Here is a 20150-nt window from a genome sequence, read left to right as displayed (position 1 = left end):
GCGGACTCGCCCGCTCCCAGCGTGCTCGTCCCTCTCGCTACGCGGTCATCGCCTTCTCGATCGTCTCCGCCGCGTTCTTGTAGACGGTCAGCAGATCCAGGTCCCTGCCCGGGTAGTTGACGATCTCCACCTGCTTCGCCCCCGAGTCCGGCAGCACCTCGCCCGTCGTCATGTGCACGTTGTCGAAGACGTACGCCGGCTTCTTCCTCGACAGGTCGGACAGCTGCTTGGCCGTCACGGCCTCAGGGCCGTAGGTACCGCTCACCTGGGCTCCTGCCAGCTTCGCCGACCAGACGGAGAACACCTGGGCGACGACCGCCGGTGCCCTGCCGCCCGGCCACGCCTCCTTGAGCTCCTTCTGCAGCGTGCCGTACTCGCTCTTGAAGGAGCTGTCCCATCGCGCGGCCGCGTCCCCGGTGCCGAACAGCTTGCCCAGACGCCTCACCTCGGCGCTCACCTTGTCGGCGTCGTTGTCGAGGTCGACCTCGACCAGTTTCGCGTCGGACCCGGCGGCTTCCTTGATCTTCTCTGCGTACGGTTCGAAGGGGGCGTAGAGGACGAAGTCGGCGCCCGCGACGGCCGTGAGGTCGGACGGCCTGGGGTCGTAGTCCGGGGCGTGCTGGGCGGACGACGGGACGATGACCTTCACGTCCTTGGCACCCGCGGCCTTCGCGAAGGCGCCCTCCCAGCTGGTGGTGGCCACGACGACCGGCGCGTCGTCGTTCTTCTTCCCACTCGTGCCCGCGTCCGACTCGGCCTGGTCGGCGCCGCAGCCGGTGACGGCCAGGACGAGCGCGGTACTCAGGCTCAGTGCGAGGACGGAAGGGACACGGGCGATGCGGACGCGGATGCGCGCCATGAGCTGATTCTCCGTTCGGGGATGAGATGGACGGCAAGGACCGCGGCCCCGGCCGTCAGGACGAGCACGGGCCCGGGCGGCCAGTCGAGCTTCAGCGCGATCAGGAACCCGGTGAGGTTCACTACGACGCCGATGCCCATCGCCCAGGCGGTGATGGACTTCAGGGAGGTGCCCAGCCGTCGCGCGGCCAGCGCGGGCAGCAGGGTCAGCGCGTCGACGAGCAGCGCGCCGGTCAGTTTGATGGCTCCCGCCACGGACACCGCGACCAGGACGAGGAGCAGGAGGGTGAGCAGGTCGACTCGCACGCCCGAGGCGAGGGCGAGTTCACGGTCGTGGAGCAGCAGCGCGAGATCGCGGCGGCGCCACCAGAAGAGGGCCGGTACGGCGAGCGCGAGCACGCCCAGCAGCCACAGGTCGGCGACGCCCACGGACAGGATCGAGCCCCACAACAGCGCGAACGCTCCCTGGGCGTTGACCCCGGACACGGACAGGAGCAGCAGCGCGGCGGCGATCGCCAGACTCATCATCAGGCCCATCGCACCCGACAGGCCGTCCGGGGTGCGCGCGAGCGGCGCGACCCCGGCGCCCGCGAGGGCACAGGCGACGAGCGCGCACAGCATGGGATCGAGCCCGGTCAGCAGCCCGACCGCGATGCCCAGCAGGGCGACATGCATCATCGCGAACCGCACCGGCATGATGTCCAGCCCGACGATCACGACACCGATCACAGGAAGACCGATCGCGGCCAACAACAGTGCGGCGCCCGCACGTTGGACGGGTACGAGTTCGAGCAGGGGACCGAGGTCGGCGGCGGTGAGGGTGTTCACCGGACCTCCCTCAGCCGGCCTGCGGCCATTTCCAGCACCCGGCCGCAGCGGTCGGCGAGCGCCCGGTCGTGCGTGACGACCAGGACGGTCACGGGCAGGGACAGCAGGACGTCGGCGGCCTCCTCCTGCCCGCTGAAGTCGAGCGCGGCGGTGGGTTCGTCGGCCAGCAGGACGCCCGCACCGGCAGCGACGCAACCGACCGCGCGGGCCAGATACATGCGCTGGAGCTGCCCACCGGACAGCGTGTGCAGCGCCCGTCCCGTCAACGACCCGACGCCCAGCTTCTCCGCGGCTTCCACCGCCTCGGCGCACGCACCGCTGCTCGCCAGCAACTCCCTTGCCAGCAGCGGGAACCGGCCGGCCGCGGGCTTCTGCGGGATCCAGGCGCACGCCCGGCGCCGCCAGGCCCACTCGGCCGCGTTCTCCGTGTCCCGACCGCCGACGAGAATCCGGCCGCCGTGCTGACGGTGCAGGCCGAGAACAGCTCGCAGCAACGTGGTCTTGCCCGAACCGTTGGTGCCCGTCAGGGCCACCCGTTGGCCCGCCGCGACGTCCAGGTCGACGTCTCGGACGGCCTCCACCCGGCCGTGACGGCAGACGACTTCACACATCCGGACGTCCAGACCGTCCATGCCACCTCCTCGCTTCCCCACAGGAGTCGGAGGGAAGGGACGCCTGGTTCCCGCGGATCGCGGGGCATCGGGCTGTCCGGGGCGGCCCGCTGTCGCCGTCCGAGGATGTGCGGCATTCCGGGCGAGGCGATCTCATTGGTTGAGAATTCACCTACCCGATGAAAGTTTGGTAAGCCTTACCTCATAGACTGGCGCGGCCCTGGCCACCGCGTTCATCCCGCCGGGGCGTGACCACGCCTCCCGCACGACAGGAACCTCATGCGCACCACCTCCCGCGGTCTCTTCGCGGTCCTTGCTCTCACCCCGTTGCTGGCCGGCTGCTTCGCGTCGGGCGAGGGCACCTCGAACGCAGGTGCCGGATCGGGACAGGGCGGGCGCCTGAGGGTCGCCCTCGCGATACCGCCGGCGCAGGCCCTGTCTCCGTACAGCAATGACGCCACCGTGCTGAGCAAGCTCTCCGTGGCCGAGGGCCTCACGGCTCTGAGCGAAGAGGGAACCGCCGCACCCGCACTGGCGAAGTCCTGGACCCAGAAGAACGCCACCACCTGGGTCTTCGAGCTGCGCAAGGCCACGTTCCAGGACGGCACCGAGGTCACCGCCGAGTCCGTCGTGCGCGCACTGGACCATGCGGGCGACGCGACGACCAAACCCCGCGTCCTCAGCGACGTGACCCTGACCACCAGGGCCACCGACGCCGACACCGTCACGATCACCACGAAGACCCCCGAGCCGGTGCTCCCGTTGCGGCTCGCCAGCCCCGCGCTGGGCATCCTCTCCAGCAAGGCGTACGCGAAGGAAGGCACCGCCGACCCCGTCGGCACCGGCACCGGCCCCTTCAGGATCACGAAGCTGAACGGGAAGACCAAGGCCGCACTCGACCGGTTCGACGGTTACTGGGGCGGCAAGGCCAAGGCATCCGGTATCGACGTCACCTGGATCGCCGACGGCACGGCCCGCGCCAACGCCCTGCGCGGCGGCGACGTCGACATCGCCGAGTGGATCCCCACCGCCCAGGCGAAGCTGCTGGACAAGGACACCCGTCACGAAGTGCGCTCCGTGCGGACGGACAGCCTCATCCTCAACACCAAGAGCGGCCTCCTCACCGACAGGGCACTGCGCGCGGCCGCCCGCGACGCCGTGGACGGCTCCGCCCTCGTCGACTCCGTCTTCGGCGGATACGCCGACCCCGCCCAGGGCCTGTTCGGCCCCGCCGTCCCCTGGGCGGCCGACGACCGCGTCGAGGTGACCGGCCGCGCCAAGGCCGCAAACCCCGCACAGGTCAAGTCGAGGACCAAGGGCAAGACGCTGCGCCTCGCCGCCATCACCAACCGCGCTGAACTGCCCGAAGCCACGAGCGTCCTCCAACAGCAGCTGGAGAAGGCCGGGTTCACCGTCAAGCAGGACGTGCGCGAGTACAGCCAGATGGAAGCCGACCTCCTCGCCGGCAAGTACGACGCACTCGTCTTCTCCCGCGTGACCCTCCTCGACACCGGCGACGCGGTCGCCTACCTCGCCAGCGACTACACCAGCAACGGCGTCTACAACATCGCCGGACTGAAGGACCCCAAGGTCGACCAGGCCGTCAAGTCCGCCGCCGAGGAGGGCGACACCGACAAGCGCCGGCAGAAGACCATGCGGGCCGAGGCCGAGATCCTGCGCACCGACGCCGTCGTCCCCCTGGTCCACGAGAAGGTCGTTCAGGGCATCAGCACCGATGTGGAGGGTGTGATTCTCGACCCCCGCGAGCGCTCTCTGATCGATGTCGACACACGAGTGAAGTAGCAGCGCATGAGCAAAACCACGGGCGGGGCCGATGTCCGCCCCGTCCAATGGCGTGCGGGCGCCGGCCGCGTCGTCGCCGCGGCCGCGCTTCTCACGGCCGTCGCCCTGCTGCCCTGGCTGTCGGGGAACGACCCCGCGCTGACGGTCCTGCGCGCCCGCTCCGCCGACCAGGACCCGACGCCCGCGCAGTTGAACGCGGTACGAGAGCAACTGAACCTGGACGACGGGCCTTTCGCCCACCTCGCCCACTGGTTGGGCGGGCTGCCGCTCGGCGACGCGGGCACCTCCTGGGTGTCCGGCGAACCCGTTCTGCCCCAGGTGACGGCCGCCCTCGCCGTCTCCGTCACGCTGATGCTCGGCGCACTCGTGGTCACGATCGCGGTGGCCGCGACGGTCTGTGGGCGCACCCTGTATCTCGGATCCCGGCGACGGCTGCACCGGCGGCGCGCAGGCGTCGGGGCCGCCGTCCTCGCCTCACTGCCCAAGTTCACGCTCGCCTCACTGCTCGCCACCGTGTGCGGAGTGTGGCTGGGCTGGTTCCCCTCCCAGGGCTGGGAGGGACCGCAGTCGATGGTGCTGCCCGCGCTCGCCCTCGGCGTTCCGTCCGGGGCGATGATCGGCGGGATGCTCGACCAGGCGCTGCCCGCCGCCTTCAACGAACCGTGGGCCCGCACATGGCGTGCCTTCGGGTTCTCGTCCGCCCGCATCGCCCGTCACGCCCTGCGCCGCGCGCAGTCCGGGGTACTCCCCCAGCTCTTGCCGACCGTCGTCGCCCTGGTCGGCGGCGCGGTCGCCGTGGAGAAGATCTTCAACATCCCGGGACTGGGCCGACTCGCCCTGGACGCCGCCGTCGCCCAGGATCTCCCTCCCCTGCAGACGGCGACGCTGGTCCTCGTCCTGCTCGGCGTCGTCGCAGGCCTGCTGGTCAAAGCCCTGCGCCGGCTTCTCCTCGGCCCCGCCCTGCGGGACGGCGCCCTGCCCGCCCTGCACCCACCGGCCCTCGCGAGCCGGCGCTCCACCCGCTGGGTCGCCGGGTTCTGTGCCATCACCCTGCTCGCCCTGGTCGCAGCCGGGCTGCTGCGCGATCCGCTGCACGTGGACACGGCCGCCCGGCTGCTGCCTCCCTCCACCGCTCACCCGCTGGGCACGGACTCCCTCGGCCGCGACCTGCTGGCCCGGCTCGGCCACGGGGCACTGCTCACGGCCGGCGTAGCCCTCGCCGTCACGGCGATCAGCACCGTCATCGGTCTGCTGATCGGCATGGCGACCAACGTGGGCGCGGGCCTGACCGAAGTGGTGTCGACGCTGCCGGCCGTCCTCGCCGGACTGCTGACGACCGCCGTGACCGGGCCATCGGTGTGGGGTGCCGCGTGCGCGGTGTGCCTGGTCGGCTGGAGCCCGTACGCCGCCCAGGCCGCGGCCCTGCTCGAACAGGAAAGGGCGAGCGGTCACATGCTCGCGTCGATCTCCTTCGGCGCCGGCCGCCGGTATCTGCTGCGCCACCACCTGCTCCCCGCGGTGCTTCCCGCCGTCCTGCGCAACGCCATGCTGCGGCTGCCCACCACGGTCCTTGTCCTGGCCTCCCTCGGCTTCCTCGGTCTGGGCGAGCAACCACCCACTCCGGAGTGGGGCCGCCTCCTGTCGGAGAACCAGCCGTACGTGGAACTGGCGCCCTGGACCGTGCTGGGTCCGGCCTGCGCTCTCGTCCTGCTGTCCGTCCTCGCCGTATCCGTGTCCGGTACGGCGACCAGACGCGGCGGCTCCCGACGCGCCGACGGCAGCCGTCCCAGCAGCGGATGACCGGGGTGGGGTGTGGCCCGCCCCTCCCGCTGCTGCCGGGACGGGCGGACGTCGCCGGGGTCCCGCAGCGGTCCGCCGCACGCCCTGCCCGACGTCGTCCCTGACCCAGCCGGTTCCCGGACGGCCCGGTTGACAGCACCACCCTCGCCACCATGGGACGAGCGGAACGGCATTGCACCCGTTGCGTCGGCGCCGCTCCGACCGGGACCGACACCAGCAACCCCTCAGGCGGGGAGCAGCTCCGGGTCGGCGCCGTCGAAGGGCGGATAGCTCTCGCCACCGGTTCGCTCGGCCGCCTCGATGTAACCGGCGAGAGCGTCGCGGGACTGGGCGAGGGCGGCCATCTGGTCGTCAAGCCGCCGCAGCCGCGTCCGCATCGCGGCCAGCAACTCGGGACACCCGAGCAGTTCCGGGGCCTCTCCGAGCGCGCAGGGCAGCAGGTACGCGATGTCCTCGGAAGACAGACCGGCGCCGAGCAGGTGCCGGATCTGCTTCACCCGCAGTACCGCGTCCTCGTCGTACTCGCGATATCCGTTGGCGCCGCGGCCCGCCTCCAGCAGCCCCTGAGCCCCGTAGTAGCGCAACTGATGAGTGTGGACTCCCGTCCGACGACTCAGTTCCCCGATCCGCATCGCGACCTCGCTTGACCTTCACACCGGTATCAACGTTGACGATGCTGTCATGAACAACAGCACCGAAACACCCGTGACCGTCATCGGGCTCGGCCTGATGGGACAGGCACTCGCCGGCGCGTTCCTCAAGGCCGGGCATCCCACCACCATATGGAATCGCACACCCTCCAAAGCCGACCAACTGGTCGCCGATGGCGCGCGGTTGGCGCCGACCGTCGGTGACGCGCTGAAGGCGGGTCCGCTGACCGTCATCTGTGTCACCGACTACCCGGCCCTGTACGCGCTGTTCGGCGCGGACGATGCCGAGTGGGGCGGCACGACGCTGATCAACCTCACCTCGGGAAGCTCGGCCCAGGCCAGGGAAGCTGCCCGATGGGCCGGGCAGCGCGGTGCCCGTTACCTGGACGGTGCCGTCATGGCTGTCCCACCGGCCATCGGCACCTCCGAGGCGGTGATTCTGCACAGCGGGCCCCAGGCGGACTTCGCGGAGCACGAGTCGGCACTCGCCGCGCTCGGCACCCTCACCTACCTGGGAGCCGATCACGGGCTCGCGTCGCTGTACGACGTGGCCGGCCTGGCCATGATGTGGAGCATCCTCAACGCGTGGCTCCAGGGCACGGCCATGCTCAGGACGGCCGGCGTCAACGCCTCGACGTATGCGCCGTTCGCGCGCCAGATGGCCACCGGCGTCGCCGGATGGCTGCCCGGATACGCCGAACAGATCGACAAGGGGGTCTTTCCGGCCGAGGTGTCCGCTCTGGAGACCGACGCACGCGCGATGGAGCACCTGATCGAGGAGAGCGAGGCAGTGGGAGTGAACACCGAACTGCCGAAGTTGCTCAAGGCCATGGCCGACCGGGCGATCGCCGCGGGACACGGAGGAGAGCAGTATCCCGTACTGATCGAGGAGTTCAGCAAGCTCCGCCGTCACTGACCGGGCTTCGACCCCAGGATCGTGCAGTCCGGCGGTACTTCGCCGTCATCGTCGGCGCTGCCGTCGCCGGCCATGAAGCGTTTGCGAGTGCAGCACCAGCGCGCTCACACCCTGAGGGCGTGAAACGTGCCGAGACCGGCGGCTGCCTCCAGGACCGTCGAGATCCTGGAGACAGCCGCCCCACCCCCGTGGGGACCGGTGAGGTCTGCAGCTCGTGCGGCGGGGAACCACCGCGTCACCGCTGGATCAGCAGTAGAGCCGACGCAGGTGGGGCCAGGTCTGCGGACCGACCTTCCCATCCTCGTCGAGGTTGATGTTGCACGCGTCGTTGACGACACCCTGGAACTTCTTCGCCGCCGCCGTGGAGTTGCGGCCGAAGATGCCGTCGATCGTCCCCGGGTTGTAGCCCTGGTACTGCAGGAGACACTGGGCCTCCTTGCCGGCGGCGGTCACCTGTGAGGTGGAGGGCTGCACGGTGGTGCCGTTGTAGTAGCCGGCGGAGAGCCGACCGCTGGAGCTCATGGTCACGTCGCACGGGTAGGCGGCGGCCGCGGTGGTGCCCGCCTCGGCGGCGACGGCGACGCCGCCGGTGGCCGTACCACCCAGCAGGGTGAGGGAGGCGAGCGCGATAGCGGTGCGCCTGCGAGCTGCGGTGAGTGTCATGGAAGACCCCCGGGATAGATGTGGTCGATCCGAACATCGGTCGTGTGCGGCGGACTACGCCGGCAAGCCGCGCCGTCCGTCCGAACGACAGCCATGGTGGAGGGCCGTGATCGCAACAGGCCACAGATCCGGGGCCGGTTGGGACAACGCGGGATGCCTGTCGCCCTGAGCTGCTGGGACGTCACGTGGGACGAAACGGCGGCGGGATGTGAGGGTGCCGTGAGGACGATCGGCACGAGAGATGTGGAACCTGTGCCCGGACGGCCATATCTCCGTACGCTTAGCCACGCCGCGGCGCACACAGAGGTGCGATGCGTGCACAGGGGTGCGAATAAGGGGTTGGCATGTCGCGTTGGAAGGCGCTGCCCGAGTCGCTGGATCCTCGGGTCCGGCAACTAGTGGTGCAGCTCCGGCAGTTGAAGGACCACAGCGGGCTGAGTCTGGCCGCGCTGGCGAGCAGGACCTCCTACAGCAAGTCGTCCTGGGAGCGATACCTCAACGGCAAGGTCGTGCCGCCCCGGCAGGCCGTCGAGACCATGGCGGACGTGTGCGGCGGTGACCGGATCAACCTGACGGCACTGTGGGAGGTGGCCAGTTCCGCCGTCGTGCCGGAGCCCGCAGCACCGGGTCCGCGGGAGCATCCGCAGCAACAACCGGAACCTCGGGCGGACGCAGCAGACCCGGCACACGAGCAGACGCAAGGACGCGTCCACACTCGAGGCACGGCATCGCCGCCCGAACGGAGGTCCTTCGGCCGGCCCCTCCGCAGGGGTCCGCTGGCCGCCGCGGTGGCCATCGTGCTGGTGCTCGCGGCGGCGGCCCTGTCGGCCGCACAGCCGTGGGAGGAACCGTCGGCGGAGCCGCGCAAGGAGGCCAGGAGCACGGCCGTTCCGACTTCCACCTACTCCGCGCGGACGTTCCCCTGTCACTTCACGGTGCGCGACGGCCTCCTGTACGCCGGGCACAGCACGACCGTGACCGACGAGTACGGCGTGGGCACGACCGTCGAGGCGGTCGCGGAGGTGCAGTGCCTGGTCAAGAGGCACGGTTTCGACCCGAAAGGCATCGACGCGTCGTTCGGGCCGAACACCAAGGCCGCGGTCCAGCGCTTCCAGCGGTCCCGTCACCTCGACGACGACGGCATTGTCGGCCCGAAGACCTGGCGCGCACTCAGGAAACCGGGTGACTGAGAGCGCCCGGCCACTCCCGAAGGGCACATCGGCGCCGACCGCACCCGAGGTCCGCCACCTCCTGCAACGGCTGCGGGAGGCCAAGGACAGCACCGGTCTGAGCTTCGCCGCGCTGGCGGCCAGGACCGTGTACAGCAAGTCGTCCTGGGAGCGCTATCTCAACGGCAAGACGCTGCCGCCGCGCGACGCGGTGGAGGCGCTCGCGAAGCTCAGCGGAGCGGATCCGGCACGGTTGCTGGCGCTGTGGCGGCTCGCCGACCGGGCCTGGAGCGGAAGGGACGCGCGCGACGCCCCGGCCGGTGCGGGGACGGTGACCGAGACCGCGGTGAACGCCCAGGTGGAGGTCGGCAGCGAGACCGAGGAGGACATCCCGGCCGACGCGCCACCACCGTCCGGGCCGCGCAAACGCATCCCGCACCGCAATGCCACCGTCGTCGCCGCGGCGGGAGCCGTGCTGGCCGCCGCACTCGGCACGGGAACCTGGGCGTGGTCCCGCGGCGGCGGACAGGAAGAGGCGGCGCCGCCGCTGAGCACGGGGCCGTGCCGGGGGGAGAGCTGCACGGGCCGCAACTCCGAACAGCAGGACACGGACTGCTGGACGGATGCGGGCACACGGGCGAAACGAGAGATCGCCGGGCGCATCGTGGAACTGCGCGTCAGTTCCTCCTGCCGGGCGGCGTGGGGCCGGATCGTCGAACCGCGGCCCGGGGACCGGGTACGGGTAGAGACCACGGACGAGCGACAGCAGTCACGGCAGGTCACCGTACCGAATCGTGTCCTCTACACCCTGATGATCGGAATCGAGCGGCCGTCGGACGCGCGGGCCTGCTTCGAGTTCGCCGAAGGATCGTCGGGGTGTACCTCCTGGGGACGCTGAACCCAGGCGGAAGCCCGTGGCGTTCGGCCATCGGCAAAGGCAGGCGGCGCGATCCGATCGGTGCCGCAGGGCCACGGCGTCTTCACTCACGTACTCGCCCGTGCCGACCGCCGGAGCAGGTGGACGGCCGCCGTCGAGACCAGGACGGCCATGCACGCGATGAACACCAGCCCCGCCTTCTCCAGGCCGATCGGGCCCGTCAGTACACCCACACCGATCACCGGCACCGAGATGCCCGCGTAGGCCACCACGAACAGCGTCGAGATCACCGACGCGCGACGGTCCGCGGGAGACGCGGCGGCCACGGCCGACAGCGCCCCGCGAAACGCCAGCCCCTGCCCGCATCCGCCGACGATCGCGCTCAGCACCACCAGCGGCAGCAGTTCCCACAGGATCGCGCCCGCCAGCAGGGCAAGTCCCGCGAAGAGCCCGGCGCAGCCCAGCGGCAGCGACCGGTCCACCCCGACCCGGCCCACCGCCAGTTGCCCCGCGGTCGAGGCGAAGAAGGCGAGCGCGACGACGAGCCCGCTCACGGCGTGGTTGTGCACGTCCAGGGACTGCGCGAGGAACGCCGGGCTCACCGACGTGAACACCCCGAACAGCGCGAACCCCACGAACGACGCCAGCGCCGCAGGCCCGAACACCGCCCGCACCTGCGGGGGCAGCCCCGGCCGCTGCGGCCGTACCGTGCGGAGCGGCCGCCGCTCGCGTACGGTCTCCGGCAGCCACAGCAGAGCGGCGACCGAGCCGGCCACCAGCACGAGGTGGACGGCGAACGGCAGGTACAGCGGTGAGACGGCGTACTGCGCGAGAAGTCCGGCGAGCAGCGGACCGCAGCCCAGCCCTCCCATGTTGGCGGCGGTCGCCACGAACGTGGCCCGGGAGACGCCCCCGGACGGCGCCAGCTCCATCACGTACACCGTGGCCGCCCCGGTGAACAGACCGGCGGACAACCCCGACAACAGCCGGCCTCCGTAGAGCCAGCCCAACCCGGTGGCGCACAGGAAGCAGACGGCGCTCGCCGCCGCGAATCCCAGGCCCCACAGCAACACCGGCCGTCTGCCCACCGCGTCCGAGGCGTTGCCGGCCAGCAGCAGCACGCCGATGACCCCGAAGGCGTAGACGGCGTACACCACGGTCACCGTCAGCTCGGAGAACCCGAACTTCTCCTGATAGAGGCCGTACAGGGGCGTCGGCAGCGTGGTGCCGGCCATGCACACCGCGAACACCGCTCCGGCCGGCAGACACTGGCGCCATCCTCGACGATCACCGTCCATGCGCCGACGGTATCCCCCTCCGGCCGGCCCGGCCGTCCTCGCGAGGCGCGGCTCAGGAAAAGACTATTCGGTGCGCAGGGCCACGGCGGTCCGGGACCTGGCGGCCCAGCCGGCCGGCAGGAGTGCGCCCAGGGCGGCGATGAACAGTCCGCCGAGTGCGAGCGGCAGCACTTCGGGCCAGTGGTAGACGGCGATGACGGACTCGGGCAGGCGCAGCCCCACACTGTCGCCCATGGCAGGAAGGACCCAGCCGTGCAGAGCCACGCCGAGCGGCACGCCCAGCAGGCCCGCGACCAGGCCGGTCACGACGACCGAGGTGAGGACCATCGCGACGGTCTGACCGGGTGTCATGCCGAGGGCCTTGTGCACTCCGATCTCCCGGACGCGCTCGCGGGTGTCGAGCAGCACGCCGTTCAGCACGCCGAGCGCGGCGACGGCGACGAGCATCAGCGTGAGGGTCGCGGACAGCGCGTTGAGCGTGACGACCATGTCGCTGCCCGCGTCGGGCCCACCGGCCCGAGCGGTGGCCCCCAGCGGTGCGAGAGCCTCGTTCAACGTGTCGACGTAGGAGGTCACGTCGGTGCCTGCGGTGACGGCGATGTGATGGCTCGTCTCCGTCAGGTCGGGATGTGCGGCCGTGAGGGTCGCGGAGTCGGTGAAGACCTGCATGCCGTCGTTACGGGGGTCGAGGACCTCGCCGACGATCCGCACCGTGACCGGATCGGACGGCCCGACGAGGGTGACGGTGTCACCGAGGCGGGAACCGGTCGCGGCGAGGAAGGGGGACGGGACCACTGCTTCGCCGGGCCTGTCGAGCCAGCGGCCCGAGACCATGGTGTAGCCGCCCCAGGAGGCGTCGCCTTCGAAGGCGATCACGTCCACGGTGCCGGTCAGGCCGGACACGGTCGCCCGTACCGTGGCGGCGCTGTAGTACTTACCGGTTCCGTCGGCGGCCCTGACGACCGCGGCGACCGCGGCGGGATCGGGCTCGGACCGCTTCTCGGAGGCACGGTCCGGGTGTGGGGGTCCGAAGTCCGGCAAGGGCGCGGGTACCACGACATCGGCGGCGGCATGGGCCTTGGCCTTCATCACCTGACCGAGCGAGGCGGCCATTCCCACGGTGAACGTGACGGCGATGGCGCCGAAGAGAATCGCCGTACCCATGGCCAGCGCGCGGGCGGGCCGCGCGAAGGGCCGGACCAGCCCCAGGGCGACCGGCTGCGGCACCGGCAGCCGTCCGGCCACACGGGCCACCCGACGGCCGCGCCCCGCCGAGCCGGTCCGCCCGACGGCGAGCGCGTCGACCGTACGCAGCCGGCCGGCCCGCCAGGCAGTCGCCCACGCGGTCGCCGCCACCAGGCCGAGCACCCCGGCGACCACCGTCAGGTCGACCCAAGGGGCGATGCCAAGGGACGAAGTGCCGTAGACCTCCTCGGTCTCGGCCAGTACGGGGACGGCGAGCACGTGGCCGACCAGGACACCGAGGGCCGTGCCGACGGCGGACGGGATCAGCGCCTGGCCCACATGGGCCCGTACGACCTGGGCCGGGGTGCAGCCGACGGCCTTGAGGATGCCGATGCGGCGCGTTCCCGTGCCGACCGCCGACGCGACGACGTTGCCGACGATGAGCACCGACATGACCAGACCCAGCGCACCGAACGCGATGAGGAACGGAACGTAGACGGCGGTGTCGCGCTCGGCGCTCTTCTTGACGGTCAGCCACGACTGTTCACCTGCCGCCGCTCCCGGCGGGACACCTTCCGACACGGCCTTGCCGCCCGCGGTGATCTGCGCGGCGGTGGCCGCGTCGCTGAAGCGGTAGAGCATCTGGTGGCCGCCACTGCCGGGCGCGGTGAGCGCCGCCATCTGTGCCGGCACCACCCAGGCGTCGGCGGTCCGTGTGACCGAGCGGGCCACCCCGACCACTGTCAGCGTCGGCCCGCCGGACAGGTCGGGAAAGGTGATCTTCATGCCCATGGTCGGGATGAGCGCGGAGTCGGCGGACAGTGCGATCTCGCCGGAGCGCGCGGGCCATCGCCCGTCGAGCAGTGCCACCTCGTCCACGTCCCGGCCGGGATCGCCCCGGCCGACCACCGTCATCGGCCAGGCGGGGCCCGCCCCCTCGGACCGCGGCGTGACCGTCGCCGTACGGAACGGCCCGGCCGCACCACTCACTTGCTCGGCGTCCTTGGACTCCGTCAGCTGCCCGGCACTCACCTTGTCGGCGTCGTACTGCACGGACAGATGGGCGCCGCGCTGCTCGGCGAAGGCGCCGTCGAAGGGCGCGCCGGACACCACGAGCAGCGAACCGCCGAGGACGGAAGCGGCCACCGCCATCATCGTGGCGAGCCCGATCACCAGCGTCTGTACCCGGCGTCGTCTCACCCCCGAGGCCACCACCTTGCCGAGGGCGCTCATCGGGCGGTCTCCGAGACCCTGGTCCGCGACCGGTCGTCCTCGGTGATCCGGCCGTCGGCGATGCGGACCGTACGGTTCGTGCAGGACCGGGCCAGAGCCAGGTCATGGGTGACCACGACGATGGTCTGACCTTCGGCGTTGAGGTCGGTGAGCAGGCCGCTGACGTCCTGTCCGGCGGCCGTGTCCAGGGCGCCGGTCGGCTCGTCGGCCAGGAGCAGCGCCGGTCTGTTCATCAACGCCCGTGCCACCGCGACGCGTTGCCGCTCGCCGCCGGAAAGCCGTCCCGGGTGGGAGCGGGCGTGCCGGCCGATGCCCAGCAGCTCCAGGAGTTCCGCCGCCCGGCGGTCCGCCTCGGCACGTGCCGTGCCCGCGAGCCGCGCGGGCAGGACGACGTTGTCGGTCACGGTCAGGTCATCGAGGAGGTTGAAGAACTGGAAGACCATGCCGATCCTCGACCGCCGGTAGAGCGCCGATCCTGCTTCGCCCAACCGGTCCACCCGCACCCCGTCCACGGTGACGGACCCGGTGTCGGGGCGGTCCAGGCCCGCGATCAGGTTGAGCAGTGTGGATTTGCCACTGCCGGAAGGGCCGAGGACCGCGACGGCCTCGCCGGGCCGCACGGTCAGCGACACCCCGTGCAGTGCGGGCGGGCCGTCGTCGAATCGACGGCTCACCTCGCGCAGTTCGATCACCGGCGTGGTCATGAGCGGCTCCTTGGGTACGGACAGTCGGCTGCGTGAACGCTAGGAGCTGGCCGGGTCCGCGCGCGTCGCTCGCAGGAACCCATTGCCGTACCGCGCTGGGACGATCTGAGGAGACGTCATCCCTGCGATGTAGGCGGGCGATGTATCCGGCACGGTGGAGATGACCACTGGGGCGGATTCCGCGGGTCCGACCGGCGGAGACAATGAACCGGTGAGGGACGTACGTACGACGCCGGTGCGGCTGCGGGATGCCACCCGCCACACGCTCCGTGACGCCAGGCTTCCGAGCGGTCCACCGCCGCGGCCCACCCGGCGCGCCTGGCAGTTCGACGTGCTGGTGGCACTGCTCCTCGGGGTCGCCACCGTCTACTACGGCATCGACAACGCCGATGTCGTCGTGGTGCGCGAGATCGCACCCGGCGTCGAGTACGTCATGGCGCGCCCGTCCGGCAGCCGCGGCCTGGCCTTCATGGTCGGCCTCGCGGCCATCGCCTCGGGCGCCCTGGTGCTGCGTCGCCGTTACCCGCTGGCCGTGCTGTGCGTGGTGACGGCCGCGACGCTGGTGACACCGCAGAGTGTGCTGCGGCTGACCTTCTACGCGTTCGTCATCGCCGTCTACAGCGCCGCCGTCTACAGCCCGTACCGGGTGGCGACCCTCGCGGCGCTGCCGGTGTCGGTCGTCCTGATCGGCACCTCGGGGAACTCGGTGACACCGATCGTCCCCAACGAGTACATCGCCCTGCTGATCCTGGTCCCGATGGCCGTGGCCGCCGTCGGCCTGCGTACCTGGAAACTCCGGACCGACGAGGGCCGCACCCGGCTCTCCGCCCTGGAACGCGAACAGGCCGAAGCCCTGCGCCGGGCCGTGGAGCACGAGCGGGCCAGGATCGCCCGCGAACTGCACGACGTCGTCACGCACAACGTCAGCGTGATGATCATTCAGGCGGGCGCCGCTCGCAAGATCATGAAGACCTCCCCCGAGCTGGCCGGCGAGGCACTGCTCGCCGTCGAGGCCGGCGGGCGGGCCGCGATGACCGAGCTGCGCCACGTCATGGGACTGCTCACGATGACCGACGAGGACGACGTGAGGAGCGGGAGTGGGGACCTGGCCGATCCGGCGGTGGAGCTGGCGCCGCAGCCCGGCCTGGGCCAGCTGGAATCGCTGGTCGGACGCGTCCGGGACACCGGACTGCCGGTCGCCCTGACCGTGACCGGCCCGCCGCGTCCCCTCCCGCCCGGCCTCGAACTCGCCGCCTACCGTGTGGTTCAGGAGGCCCTGACCAACACCGTGAAGCACGCTTCCGGCGCCAGCGCCGGCGTGATCGTCGACTACGGACCGCAGCGGCTGCGGGTGGAGGTCACCGACACCGGCGGACACCCGGGCGCGTCTGTCGGTAGCGGCCGGGGTCTGATCGGCCTGCGTGAGCGCCTGGCCGTCTACGACGGAACTCTGAACGCCGGCCGACGGCTGACCGGCGGCTACCGTGTCGAAGCCCTGATTCCCCTGGAGACACCGTGACCGAGCCACTGCGTGTGCTCCTCGCCGACGACCAGACCCTTGTCCGCACCGGATTCCGGTTGATTCTCGGCGCCGACGGCATCGACGTGGTGGCCGAGGCGACCAACGGAACCGAAGCGGTCGAAGCAGCCGGCCGCACACGCCCCGACGTGGTGCTGATGGATGTCCGGATGCCCGAGATGGACGGCCTGGAAGCCACTCGCCGTATCCTCACGGGGGGCCAGGACAGTCCCCGCGTCATCATCCTGACGACCTTCGACCTCGACCGGTACGTCTACGCGGCGTTGTCCGCCGGGGCCAGCGGCTTCCTCCTCAAGGACGTCACCCCCGAGCATCTGACCGCGGCCGTCCGCACGGTCCGTACCGGCGACGCCCTTCTCGCACCCGCGATCACCCGCCGCCTCGTGGAGCGTTTTGCGGGAGGCGAACATGGACGCGGCGCCGGAGACGAACGACGAAACAGCGCCGGCGGCGAACACCGGTTCAGCGCCGAAGGCGAACCCCGGCACAGCACCCGCCGTGGCGGGGGATCCGCCGGCCTGCACCGCGATCTCGTCCCGCTCACCCCGCGTGAGCTGGAGGTCCTCGGCCTGCTGGCCCGGGGGCTGAGCAACGCCGAACTGGCCGCCCGCCTCCACCTGGCCGAGGCGACCGTCAAGACGCACGTCGCGCGTATCCTCGCCAAGCTCGGGCTCCGGGACCGGGTCCAGGCCGTCATCGTCGCCTACGAGACAGGGCTGGTCAGCGCCGGAACGCGTGATGCCGCCGAGCAGTCCACCGAGCCGGTCGGAGACCGAGGACGAGGAGTGGCCGGCCCCGCGCTGTAGTACGACGGACCAGGACGCGGACGTCGGTGGGTGGCCGGACACCGGAATCCGAGGGTTGATCCGTCAGTGCAGGTCGAGGCGCATCAGGATCCGGGGATGGCCTGCCAGCACCGAGGTGGTGTCGGCGACATGGACGAATCCCGCGCGTTCGAAGTTCTTCCGGAGCCCTGCGTACGCCATCGTCAGGTCGACCTTGGCGTCACCGTTGTCGAGCGGGTACGCCTCGATCACCGGTGCACCCTGGTCGCGGGCGAACTCGACGGCGCCGGCGATGAGCTGGTGCGAGATTCCCTGCTTCCGGTGCCCGGGGCGTACGCGGATGCACCACAGCGACCAGACCGGCAGGTCGTCGACGTGCGGGATCTTGCGGTTGCGTGCGAAGGAGGTGTCCGAGCGCGGAGCGACGGCGGCCCAGCCGACCGGTTCGCCGCCGTCGTGGGCGATCACCCCCGGAGGGGGCCCCGTACGGCACAGGCCGGCGACGTACTCCCCGCGGGCGGGCCCGCGAAGCTCGTTGTTGAGCTTGGACGGAATGCGGTAGCTCAGGCACCAGCAGACATTCGCACCGGGTGACTTCGGGCCCAGCACCGTACGGACGTCCTCGAACACCGACGCGGGGCCCACTTCGATGGTCATGACCCCACGATGTCACGGCGTACGTGGCGACGCCGCCCGGCTCGAGTCCCATGCCGCGTGGGAGGCGGCGATGGCCGGACGGTGGGCGATCGACCAGTCCGCGAGTGCCTTCACGAGATGGGTGAGGCTGTGTCCCATCTCGGTCAACTCGTACTCGACCTGAGGCGGAACGGTGGGATACACCGTGCGCCGAACCAGGCCGTCGCGCTCCAGTCGGCGGACGGTGAGAGTGAGCATGCGCTGCGATATGGGGCCGGGGATGGCGCGCTGGAGCTCCTTGAAACGGCGGACACCGGAAGCGAGTTCGACGACGACGTAGACGGACCACTTGTCGCCGAGCCGGTCCAGCACGTCCCGGACACCGCACTCGTCCTGCGGTGTCTCACAGGTGATCACGGGATCGGCCGCCACCTGGGCTTCCGCCGGGCCGGTTACCGCCGTGTGCCCTGCTGACATGAAAGTGCCTCCTTATGCGATCGAGTTGTTCTGCTGAGGATGGAACCACACAGCTCAGGAGGGATTTCCCATGATTCTGGTCACCGGTGCCGCCGGGGCACTCGGACAGCTCGTCGCCCAGCGGCTGGCAGCCCGGGACGACGTGGTGCTCGGCACCCGCACGCCGCGTTCCGCGGGCGAGCGACGTGTCGACTTCGACGACCCGGCAGCGCTCGACTTCACCGACGTGGACACGCTGTTGCTGATCTCTGCGGGGTACGGCGAGGACGACGTGGTCGTCGCCCGTCACGACGCGGCCGTGACGGCGGCCGAGAAGGCCGGTGTGCGGCACGTCGTCTACACCAGTCTGAGCGGCGACGGCGACCACCTCCCCTACGCGCTCGCCCACCGCTGGACCGAGCGCAGGCTCCGGCGCAGCACCTTGGAGTGGACCATCCTGCGCAACGGCCTGTACGCCGAGTTCCTTGCCGCCATCGCCGCCCCGGGTTCCGACGGGGCGATCACCGCGCCGCTGGGCGACGGACGACTGGCGGCCGTCGCCCGCGCGGATCTCGCGGAGGTGGCCGCGCACGTGGCGGGCGCGCCTCGACAGCATGCGGGCCGCACGTACGAGCTCGTCGGTGAGGAGGCGATCGGCGGGGCGGACCTGGCGGCCGCGGCAGAGGGGTTCTACTCCCCCGGCTCACTCGCCCGGGCCCGGGAGGCGATCACCGCTTCCGGAGCGGCGCTGCCCTACCAGGTGCCGATGCTGGTGGGGACGTACTCGGCGATCGCGGCCGGATTCCTGGACGGTGCGGGCATCGAACGCAACGCGCTGCGCGGCCTGTTGGGGCGTGCGCCGCGGTCCGCTCTGGAGGTGTACGCGGCCTCGGTGCGCGCAGCGCGCTCGGCGTCGTAGGCCGGGCCGATGCCGCACCACCCCCGCGCCGGCTCCGCCGTTCCGCGGGCCGGGCGGCGGGCCCGGACTCCGATCTCACGCTGCGCACGCGCGTTCGCGTTCCGGCAGGCGGCACACGTCCTGCCGGGACGCGGCGGGCGCCCGCGGGCTCAGCCTCCGCTCTTGCGCCTGAACGACCGCTGACTGGCGGCCGGGCCGTGAGCACCACGGATCTTCGATCCGTCCGAGTTCGCTGCGAGAGTGGCGTCGGCCTGCTTGCCGCGCTTGCGCTCCAGAGCCTCCCGGAACTTGCGCTTCATGTCCGACTGACCGTCGTCGTCAGTCGTGGGGACGGGGTTCTCGGTGTCGGCCGATTCCGAACCTTCTTGCGGTGCAGACTCTGCAGCCATGGTGACCTCCTGGGTTCGGGCAGTGGGAAGCACAGCTTGTCATGCCGGAGACCGTGCTCGTTCCCGTCTTTCGGATCAAGGACGGACGCGGTTGCGCATAAGCCTCAAAGGGCCAGGTCAAGAGCTATTGAGGTGCGTCGTCGGTACGTGGCGTGCCGTGCCAGCGCCATTTGGTCAGACGCGGTCGGCCCGGGAGTTCGGCGCGACCGGTGGCCCAGAGAAGCGTCAGCCACCGGTCGGTGTCGGTGGGGGCGTCGGGGAAGAGCCGGACGAGGACGCGGTCGCACAGGTCGGCGGGCGGCGTCCAGCTGATGCCGAGGCCCTCGGCGACGTCGTGGGTGTGCACCAGGGTCTCCACGACGCCCATCGCGGCGAAGCCTTCTGCGTCCGCCCGGCCGAAGATGTGGTGCGCCCGCGCCGTGGGTGACGTGGTGCGGACGATCGCGGTCAGCAGGGCTCCACTGGCGTCCAGTACTTGCAGCAGGCCCGCTCCCCCGGCTTCGCGGTCCGCGAAGACGGAGTTCGCCGGGCCTCCGGGCCTGTGGCGGCTCCACGCGAACGGAACGTGGGTGTCCTGCGGCGGATTCGCGGGGCCGAGCTGGACGGCGTAGGCGAAAAGGTCGTCGGCGAGGTGCTCGACCGTCTCCCAGCAGTCCCATTCCAGGGAACCGGCTTTGACACTCCAGTCCGGCGCGTCCGCCCCGCTCAGGGTGGCGACCGCCAGGCGGACGGCCAGCTCGACGTCTTCCGCGGTGACGGGGTGGTTCGGTGATCCCTGTGCTTCTGCCATGGCCCGGACCGTATCAATGATCAAAGGGCACAGGGGATCC

The 20150-nt window shown here is 71.1% G+C and carries 20 protein-coding genes; 8 read left to right on the top strand and 12 right to left on the bottom strand.

Features of this window, described 5'->3' with window-relative positions:
* Window positions 1–37: 37 nt before the first annotated feature.
* From KUF83_RS06975 to KUF83_RS06965, 3 genes are read right to left on the bottom strand one after another with little or no spacing between them, the layout of a single operon-like run.
* Window positions 38–859 (bottom strand): metal ABC transporter substrate-binding protein, encoded by an 822-nt coding sequence (locus tag KUF83_RS06975; RefSeq protein WP_217453680.1) that lies wholly within the window; start codon window positions 857–859, stop codon window positions 38–40.
* Window positions 808–1686, bottom strand: coding sequence for a metal ABC transporter permease (locus KUF83_RS06970; protein WP_217453679.1), 879 nt, complete (start codon window positions 1684–1686; stop codon window positions 808–810). The genes KUF83_RS06975 and KUF83_RS06970 overlap by 52 nt, the downstream gene beginning before the upstream one ends.
* A complete protein-coding gene (locus tag KUF83_RS06965; RefSeq protein ID WP_217453678.1) occupies window positions 1683–2318 on the bottom strand; it encodes an ATP-binding cassette domain-containing protein in 636 nt (211 codons plus the stop codon). The genes KUF83_RS06970 and KUF83_RS06965 overlap by 4 nt, the downstream gene beginning before the upstream one ends.
* A gap of 258 nt (window positions 2319–2576) precedes the next feature.
* Here KUF83_RS06965 and KUF83_RS06960 point away from each other — a divergent pair, with 258 nt between their 5' ends.
* Window positions 2577–4100, top strand: coding sequence for an ABC transporter substrate-binding protein (locus KUF83_RS06960; RefSeq protein ID WP_217453677.1), 1524 nt, complete (start codon window positions 2577–2579; stop codon window positions 4098–4100).
* Window positions 4101–4106: 6 nt separating this feature from the next.
* Window positions 4107–5900, top strand: a complete 1794-nt coding sequence (locus KUF83_RS06955; protein WP_217453676.1) for an ABC transporter permease subunit — start codon at window positions 4107–4109, stop codon at window positions 5898–5900.
* A gap of 224 nt (window positions 5901–6124) precedes the next feature.
* Here KUF83_RS06955 and KUF83_RS06950 read toward each other — a convergent pair whose 3' ends face one another.
* Window positions 6125–6532, bottom strand: a complete 408-nt coding sequence (locus KUF83_RS06950; RefSeq protein WP_217453675.1) for a MerR family transcriptional regulator — start codon at window positions 6530–6532, stop codon at window positions 6125–6127.
* A gap of 49 nt (window positions 6533–6581) precedes the next feature.
* Here KUF83_RS06950 and KUF83_RS06945 point away from each other — a divergent pair, with 49 nt between their 5' ends.
* Window positions 6582–7466 (top strand): NAD(P)-dependent oxidoreductase, encoded by an 885-nt coding sequence (locus KUF83_RS06945; RefSeq protein ID WP_217453674.1) that lies wholly within the window; start codon window positions 6582–6584, stop codon window positions 7464–7466.
* A 246-nt stretch (window positions 7467–7712) separates the two neighbouring features.
* Here KUF83_RS06945 and KUF83_RS06940 read toward each other — a convergent pair whose 3' ends face one another.
* Window positions 7713–8129, bottom strand: coding sequence for a peptidoglycan-binding protein (locus KUF83_RS06940; protein ID WP_217453673.1), 417 nt, complete (start codon window positions 8127–8129; stop codon window positions 7713–7715).
* A 344-nt stretch (window positions 8130–8473) separates the two neighbouring features.
* On the opposite strand from KUF83_RS06940, the gene KUF83_RS06935 reads away from it, so the two are divergent.
* Together KUF83_RS06935 and KUF83_RS06930 are read left to right on the top strand one after the other, a co-directional pair.
* Window positions 8474–9319 (top strand): helix-turn-helix domain-containing protein, encoded by an 846-nt coding sequence (locus tag KUF83_RS06935; protein WP_217453672.1) that lies wholly within the window; start codon window positions 8474–8476, stop codon window positions 9317–9319.
* Window positions 9312–10196, top strand: a complete 885-nt coding sequence (locus KUF83_RS06930) for a helix-turn-helix domain-containing protein (protein WP_308402930.1) — start codon at window positions 9312–9314, stop codon at window positions 10194–10196. Before KUF83_RS06935 ends, KUF83_RS06930 begins: the two co-directional genes overlap by 8 nt.
* 86 nt (window positions 10197–10282) lie before the next feature.
* On the opposite strand, the gene KUF83_RS06925 is transcribed toward KUF83_RS06930, so the two are convergent.
* From KUF83_RS06925 to KUF83_RS06915, 3 genes are all read right to left on the bottom strand, one after another.
* Complete coding sequence (locus tag KUF83_RS06925) at window positions 10283–11473, bottom strand: MFS transporter (RefSeq protein ID WP_217453670.1); 1191 nt, start codon at window positions 11471–11473, stop codon at window positions 10283–10285.
* A 63-nt stretch (window positions 11474–11536) separates the two neighbouring features.
* Window positions 11537–13891, bottom strand: coding sequence for an ABC transporter permease (locus tag KUF83_RS06920; protein ID WP_217453669.1), 2355 nt, complete (start codon window positions 13889–13891; stop codon window positions 11537–11539).
* Window positions 13888–14595 carry an ABC transporter ATP-binding protein gene (locus KUF83_RS06915; RefSeq protein ID WP_217453668.1) on the bottom strand — a complete coding sequence of 236 codons (708 nt, stop codon included), beginning with the start codon at window positions 14593–14595 and terminating at the stop codon, window positions 13888–13890. The genes KUF83_RS06920 and KUF83_RS06915 overlap by 4 nt, the downstream gene beginning before the upstream one ends.
* Window positions 14596–14755: 160 nt before the next feature.
* Here KUF83_RS06915 and KUF83_RS06910 point away from each other — a divergent pair, with 160 nt between their 5' ends.
* Together KUF83_RS06910 and KUF83_RS06905 are read left to right on the top strand one after the other, a co-directional pair.
* On the top strand, window positions 14756–16114 hold the full coding sequence (locus KUF83_RS06910; protein WP_217453667.1) for a sensor histidine kinase: 1359 nt from the start codon (window positions 14756–14758) through the stop codon (window positions 16112–16114).
* Window positions 16111–16941, top strand: coding sequence for a response regulator transcription factor (locus tag KUF83_RS06905; RefSeq protein ID WP_217453666.1), 831 nt, complete (start codon window positions 16111–16113; stop codon window positions 16939–16941). Before KUF83_RS06910 ends, KUF83_RS06905 begins: the two co-directional genes overlap by 4 nt.
* A gap of 63 nt (window positions 16942–17004) precedes the next feature.
* Here the strand turns inward: KUF83_RS06905 and KUF83_RS06900 are convergent, their stop codons facing one another.
* Window positions 17005–17577, bottom strand: a complete 573-nt coding sequence (locus KUF83_RS06900; protein ID WP_217453665.1) for a GNAT family N-acetyltransferase — start codon at window positions 17575–17577, stop codon at window positions 17005–17007.
* A gap of 12 nt (window positions 17578–17589) precedes the next feature.
* The gene (locus tag KUF83_RS06895; protein ID WP_217453664.1) at window positions 17590–18033 is read right to left on the bottom strand and encodes a helix-turn-helix domain-containing protein; all 444 of its coding nucleotides are present in this window, start codon (window positions 18031–18033) and stop codon (window positions 17590–17592) included.
* 70 nt (window positions 18034–18103) lie between these two features.
* Between KUF83_RS06895 and KUF83_RS06890 the strand changes: the two genes are divergently transcribed.
* On the top strand, window positions 18104–18931 hold the full coding sequence (locus KUF83_RS06890; protein ID WP_217453663.1) for an NAD(P)H-binding protein: 828 nt from the start codon (window positions 18104–18106) through the stop codon (window positions 18929–18931).
* Between the two features lie 149 nt (window positions 18932–19080).
* Here KUF83_RS06890 and KUF83_RS06885 read toward each other — a convergent pair whose 3' ends face one another.
* Together KUF83_RS06885 and KUF83_RS06880 are read right to left on the bottom strand one after the other, a co-directional pair.
* Window positions 19081–19320: a DUF5302 domain-containing protein gene (locus KUF83_RS06885; protein ID WP_217453662.1), complete on the bottom strand. Its 240-nt coding sequence runs from the start codon at window positions 19318–19320 to the stop codon at window positions 19081–19083.
* 124 nt (window positions 19321–19444) lie between these two features.
* Window positions 19445–20110, bottom strand: coding sequence for a hypothetical protein (locus tag KUF83_RS06880; protein ID WP_217453661.1), 666 nt, complete (start codon window positions 20108–20110; stop codon window positions 19445–19447).
* Window positions 20111–20150: the final 40 nt, after the last annotated feature.

This window comes from Streptomyces sp. BV286 (assembly GCF_019090165.1).
In the GTDB taxonomy this organism is placed as follows: Bacteria; Actinomycetota; Actinomycetes; order Streptomycetales; family Streptomycetaceae; genus Streptomyces.
Note: the sequence above shows the minus strand (reverse complement) of the source record. Positions and strands in the feature narration are given on the sequence as shown.

What these genes read in the sequence shown, in the direction of transcription:
- KUF83_RS06950 (WP_217453675.1), bottom strand. Translation starts at nt 6,532, where the DNA reads ATGCGGATCGGGGAACTGAGTCGTCGGACGGGAGTCCACACTCATCAG.
- KUF83_RS06935 (WP_217453672.1), top strand. Translation starts at nt 8,474, where the DNA reads ATGTCGCGTTGGAAGGCGCTGCCCGAGTCGCTGGATCCTCGGGTCCGG.
- KUF83_RS06885 (WP_217453662.1), bottom strand. Translation starts at nt 19,320, where the DNA reads ATGGCTGCAGAGTCTGCACCGCAAGAAGGTTCGGAATCGGCCGACACC.
- KUF83_RS06910 (WP_217453667.1), top strand. Translation starts at nt 14,756, where the DNA reads ATGACCACTGGGGCGGATTCCGCGGGTCCGACCGGCGGAGACAATGAA.
- KUF83_RS06890 (WP_217453663.1), top strand. Translation starts at nt 18,104, where the DNA reads ATGATTCTGGTCACCGGTGCCGCCGGGGCACTCGGACAGCTCGTCGCC.
- KUF83_RS06960 (WP_217453677.1), top strand. Translation starts at nt 2,577, where the DNA reads ATGCGCACCACCTCCCGCGGTCTCTTCGCGGTCCTTGCTCTCACCCCG.
- KUF83_RS06915 (WP_217453668.1), bottom strand. Translation starts at nt 14,595, where the DNA reads ATGACCACGCCGGTGATCGAACTGCGCGAGGTGAGCCGTCGATTCGAC.
- KUF83_RS06965 (WP_217453678.1), bottom strand. Translation starts at nt 2,318, where the DNA reads ATGGACGGTCTGGACGTCCGGATGTGTGAAGTCGTCTGCCGTCACGGC.
- KUF83_RS06955 (WP_217453676.1), top strand. Translation starts at nt 4,107, where the DNA reads ATGAGCAAAACCACGGGCGGGGCCGATGTCCGCCCCGTCCAATGGCGT.
- KUF83_RS06940 (WP_217453673.1), bottom strand. Translation starts at nt 8,129, where the DNA reads ATGACACTCACCGCAGCTCGCAGGCGCACCGCTATCGCGCTCGCCTCC.
- KUF83_RS06900 (WP_217453665.1), bottom strand. Translation starts at nt 17,577, where the DNA reads ATGACCATCGAAGTGGGCCCCGCGTCGGTGTTCGAGGACGTCCGTACG.
- KUF83_RS06925 (WP_217453670.1), bottom strand. Translation starts at nt 11,473, where the DNA reads ATGGACGGTGATCGTCGAGGATGGCGCCAGTGTCTGCCGGCCGGAGCG.
- KUF83_RS06975 (WP_217453680.1), bottom strand. Translation starts at nt 859, where the DNA reads ATGGCGCGCATCCGCGTCCGCATCGCCCGTGTCCCTTCCGTCCTCGCA.
- KUF83_RS06945 (WP_217453674.1), top strand. Translation starts at nt 6,582, where the DNA reads ATGAACAACAGCACCGAAACACCCGTGACCGTCATCGGGCTCGGCCTG.
- KUF83_RS06880 (WP_217453661.1), bottom strand. Translation starts at nt 20,110, where the DNA reads ATGGCAGAAGCACAGGGATCACCGAACCACCCCGTCACCGCGGAAGAC.
- KUF83_RS06895 (WP_217453664.1), bottom strand. Translation starts at nt 18,033, where the DNA reads ATGTCAGCAGGGCACACGGCGGTAACCGGCCCGGCGGAAGCCCAGGTG.
- KUF83_RS06920 (WP_217453669.1), bottom strand. Translation starts at nt 13,891, where the DNA reads ATGAGCGCCCTCGGCAAGGTGGTGGCCTCGGGGGTGAGACGACGCCGG.